This window comes from Desulfovibrio oxyclinae DSM 11498, assembly GCF_000375485.1.
In the GTDB taxonomy this organism is placed as follows: domain Bacteria; phylum Desulfobacterota; class Desulfovibrionia; order Desulfovibrionales; family Desulfovibrionaceae; genus Pseudodesulfovibrio; species Pseudodesulfovibrio oxyclinae.
In genome coordinates this window covers 1-4,369 of the sequence record NZ_AQXE01000026.1, presented here as the reverse complement: position 1 = coordinate 4,369, position 4,369 = coordinate 1, and the positions used below count along the sequence as shown (strand labels likewise).

6 protein-coding genes are annotated in these 4,369 nt (G+C 51.0%); 2 read left to right on the top strand and 4 right to left on the bottom strand.

What is annotated here, in order from left to right; translation table 11 throughout:
- A partial coding sequence (locus B149_RS19020; RefSeq protein WP_018123887.1) for an AcrIF11 family anti-CRISPR ADP-ribosyltransferase occupies nt 1-441 on the top strand: 441 nt, incomplete at its 5' end.
- A 16-nt stretch (nt 442-457) separates the two neighbouring features.
- Nucleotides 458-1,084: a hypothetical protein gene (locus B149_RS0115950; protein ID WP_026167679.1), complete on the top strand. Its 627-nt coding sequence runs from the start codon at nt 458-460 to the stop codon at nt 1,082-1,084.
- Nucleotides 1,085-1,206: 122 nt separating this feature from the next.
- On the opposite strand, the gene B149_RS0115945 is transcribed toward B149_RS0115950, so the two are convergent.
- From B149_RS0115945 to B149_RS18765, 4 genes are all read right to left on the bottom strand, one after another.
- Nucleotides 1,207-1,893 (bottom strand): zinc ribbon domain-containing protein, encoded by a 687-nt coding sequence (locus tag B149_RS0115945; protein ID WP_018126161.1) that lies wholly within the window; start codon nt 1,891-1,893, stop codon nt 1,207-1,209.
- Complete coding sequence (locus B149_RS0115940) at nt 1,886-2,218, bottom strand: hypothetical protein (RefSeq protein WP_245533233.1); 333 nt, start codon at nt 2,216-2,218, stop codon at nt 1,886-1,888. The genes B149_RS0115945 and B149_RS0115940 overlap by 8 nt, the downstream gene beginning before the upstream one ends.
- A 23-nt stretch (nt 2,219-2,241) precedes the next feature.
- Entirely contained in the window at nt 2,242-4,011 is a 1,770-nt protein-coding gene (locus B149_RS0115935; RefSeq protein ID WP_018126159.1) for an ATP-dependent nuclease, read from the bottom strand.
- 43 nt (nt 4,012-4,054) lie between these two features.
- Nucleotides 4,055-4,369: zinc ribbon domain-containing protein (locus B149_RS18765; protein WP_245533232.1), on the bottom strand; the 315-nt coding region annotated here is incomplete at its 5' end.

Here is a 4,369-nt window from a genome sequence, read left to right as displayed (position 1 = left end):
TTTTCCTCCGAATTTGACAACCGCTTCGGCGGCATCTTCGCAAGCCCGGAACGGGAAGTTGCAGAATCGCACGGCGAAACGGTTTTTGAAATGAGCCTCGGGCGCCACNTCAGCGCCGACGACTTCCGTCACCTGGCTTTTTATTCCGATCACGCCGAAGACGTTGAAGCCCTGGTGCTGGCAGTGATCGACGACGAAAGGTGTGTTTCCGACATCGATGCCGACTTGATGCTGGAACTCGTCGCAGAAGATGAAAGCGTTTTCGATCTCGACGACGATGTTGCTTCGGAACTGCTGGAACAGTTCGGTTTTGACAGCCTCGGCGAACTGAGCTGGGACATCCAAGGGATCAAGGGCGAAGTCTGCCGCCGGATGGGATTCGACTCCGTAGGCATGGAAGACGAACACGGCGAAAGCATCCTCGTTTTGAATCTGATCTAAAGAAGGGAGAGCAGGAATGGCAATGAAGAAAGGAACCCCGCAGTCTGTCGTAAGATTTCATCCGGACAACGATTTGCGGCCCGCAATTGCCCGGGCAGCGGGAGCGATTCAGATCGAATCGGGGGAAAAGTGCTCGGCTAACGATTTTATCCTGGCCGCGATTCAAGAAAAGCTGGACGCCATGGGGCTCACGTCGGGGTTGAATCAATACGCGATGAAGATGCAAAAGCAGGTCGTCGCGCAGAACGGGCCGTATACGATTGTGAACCCGTACTATTTGGAAGAGAATCAGGATTCGCAGCGGTATAAATCGCTGAGTGCGCAGCGGACGTCGTTTCTCGAATTTCATAGATATATGTTTTCGCTGTCAGACGAGCGGGTTCAGCGCTTGCATCAGAATTTCAAAGACTACTTTCTGGAACAGCGTTTGTGCGAGAGTGATCACGTATATCTCGACGTGCAGCTGCTTCAAGACGCAATCGCGTATCAACTAGCGCTTCGCTCTCCGGATATGTTCGATGTTTTCGCAGTGACAAAAGACATATCACAGTCGTGGCGCTCCAGCATCAAGACTGCTATCGACTTCGATGACGTGACGTCCGAGCGATTGATCGAACTCGCGGAGGAAATTTTGTCCCGATGAGCTATTGTCTGGCGAGCTTGGCAACTGAAAAGCCCCCGGTCGCGTTGTGCGGCCGGGGGCTTGTTTGGTGGTACTCTGGTTGGGTCGAGGATGCTGCTTAGTGTTTTGGTCAACGGCAATGGCTACTCAATCAGCCCTGCCTTCATCTTTGCACTCGTCAATTTAGCAATTCCGCGAACCATGAATGTCTGGGCCTCCTCGCTCCTCTCTTTGAATTCTTCCAGTGCGGACGGGCGCTGGGTGTCGAGGAACTTCATTCCTGCTTCAAAGGCGTTCGCCTTTACGTAATAACATGTCGACAATTCCGAGCGTCCTTTTTGCAGAAGGCTTTTCAATTCGCTGGGCAGGTCGGGCAAGCTTGTTTTGCTGATAGCATGGTTTGCCGACTCAGCCTTGTTCTTTGCGTCCTTGGCTAGAGCATAGGCTGTAAACAGATCGCCCTGTCCCTTTGCCATTTTTTGCGAGTATCCTTGAAATTTTGTGGCGGCATTGTCTGCAGCTCGCGCATGCCCCAGAACTTGATTGAAGAACCGTTCAACTTGACCGGCGTATTGAGAATAATCCTTTTGCGGTTCAGGTCTGCTCTGTCGTGTCGTTTCCTGCGGGGTGCTTGAAGACGAGGGTTGTCCAATGACGTACATCAAAGCCAAAAACGCAAAGATGACAAGGCATCCGATCCCCGCATTCTTTTTTGCTTTGCGATCTTTTTCCCGGTCGGCATCCGTTATGGGGTGCCCGCATTTGGGGCACGATTCAGTTTCAACGGAAATGTTCTTTTTACATGCGGGGCAACGCATCATGTTAGCCATGAGTGATCTCCTTTTGGTCCAAATCCAACGCTGTGACCATCTCCCCGCGCTGCTGCAACTGGGCAAGGTGGTGCAGTTTTTCCAAGGTCAGTTCCGTGTCCAGCATCTCCTCGGCGGTGTCGAGGCCGATGGAGATGGTTTCAAGGGTTTCGCCGGTCTCGCCCACCAGGTGGAAAAGGAGCGGGCCGTCCGAATCGGCGTGCGGACGGACCCGCTCGAACCATTGCCGGGCCATGTCCATGTCGTGGTAGGAGACGCCGGCAACCGTGATGTGTCCGCCGTTTACCTCGTCCGGCATGGAGATGATGGTCATGGGGGCTGGCATTAAAGTAGTCCCTTCCATGATGGCTACACAATATCGAGTGCCCATCGCAAGGCATCGCATATAGTCGCAGAGTCCATGCCCTGTTCAATCAACTCTTCTTCGGAGCACGATTCAAGTTGTTTGCAACACCGAACGACTGCGGCCCCGCCTTTTTCAACCATGCCCAGATGATATTCAATCGACCCTAAAGGCCATAGCCAAACATCTTTTTCCAAAAAACGATTGTGAATTTCTTCAACAAGGTCTTTCCCATCGTCTGAGGTAGCAAACAAGTTATATGCTTCTTCGGCTGTCATGTTGCTACTCTTAGTTTGTGGACGTCCTTCGCCGTTCAGTCTAAATCCATGCTTTTCTGACAGTGATTGAATCACAGCTTTTGATTCCTGAACGAGTCTATCATATTCAGCGACTTGGCAGTCCTTCCCTGCGGAGCCGAAAGCAAAATCAAGATCCGCAATGGTTTTGTGAGGAATGCTGAGCGCGTCAAGAATCTTCCGGGTTTTGGGAATCCCACTACACCCTCTTATGTTGAGCAGCGCTGCTTTCTCATTAGGAAATGTTGTTTGCAGAAAGTGCGACAGTAGGTCGGGTAAAATCTCTTTCTCTGTAGACCCTTCTGCAATAAGAGCTTTGTCACAAAAAAGAAGCTGCGCAGAATTCCCGAGCTCAAAAAGCTCTCTACGAGCGCCAGCGACTTTGTCTTGAGTGAATAGACGGCAACATGAGTCGAGTGTTTTTCGAACGGATGTTGTCGTCGAATCTTTTTTAACCATTACCGCTTTTGGTACATCTCTTTCTTCGACCAATAGGGGGGAATGGGTTGTAAAGACCACTTGATAGTTGTTCCGAGATAGGTTCTTGAGCGCAATTCGTACCTGTTCGACCATCTGCGGATGCATGTATAGTTCTGGCTCGTCAATCAAGAGAAGCCGGCGGCCCGTTCCAGTCGTATTCTTTTCAGCAAGTAGCTTTACAAGAGCCATGTGCGCCGCGCGCTGGGCTCCATGTCCATGTGCAGCGACATCTCTCCAAAGAGTTTGAGCTTGCCCTGGAATCTTTTCTCCCATGCGGACGATGCCTGACTTGAATATGGTTTCAATTGAAGGAGGGGGAACGTCAATGCTTAGCAGAATGCCTGGGAAGAAGTCTTGAATAGCCCTTGTAGCTTCTTGATCAAATTCAGCGAGTTCGCGTGCACGGGTTGCGCCCTCCGCGTTCAGAAGTTCATTCATTTGCTCAAGGGCTTGTGCGATTGAATCCTCATGTTCGGCCATAATTGGTTTAATGACCCAAGCTAAGAGCTTTCCAAGTGTTGTTCCCGATTTGTTTTTAGACAGGTCCTCGGTTGCATCTTCCATAGCAGAAATAACAACGGCGTCGGGAAAGAATGCATTCATTGCCTCTTTAATTCCACCGGGATTAACCCATTCACCATCAGTATTCTTAGCAAAACGAGTAAAACGGCTGGGAATATCGCCATGTTTGCCCTCAATCTTGATTGTTATCTTGCCTTCTTGGCAAAGTGGTTCAAGGGCGGCCCTGTGGCGTCCGAGACCTTCGAAGACCTCTTCCTCAATCCCATCAATCGTACACTCGACCTCGACCGGTCGGTCTGGATCGTAACAATCAACTTTTGTGAATTTTGTCGGATTTATTGCCCAAAGCAAGGCGCGAAGAATGTTTGATTTCCCAGCATTATTATAGCCGACTAAAGGTGTGAAATCATCCAGATCAACAGTAACTTCTTGGCAGGATTTATAATTCCGTATCGTGATTTGTGTAATCTTGTGCATGCTATTTCTTCATGAAATCGTTTTGTCGGTTAAGGTTGCCATACTACCCCCGCCCCATGGCCCCGTAGATCATGAGGGCGACCAGCGCTCCACCCACGGTCAACAAGACCATGGCGTGCTTGGTGCTGACTTTGGGTTTGGACTGTTGGCTTATCTCCGTAAGGGCCTGCCGTGCCGCCTCCGCTTCCAACTCCTGCGTTGTCATGGATTGGACATCGGAACTTCCGGCCTCCGGCTCCACGTCGCTGCCGCAGTGTTTGCATTTGATGGCCTTTTTCTTGATGGGCTCGGCGCAGTAGGGGCAGTCTCGCAGTTCGGCCTGCTCGGCTTCGCGGGCCTGTTGCTCCTGTCTGCGCTT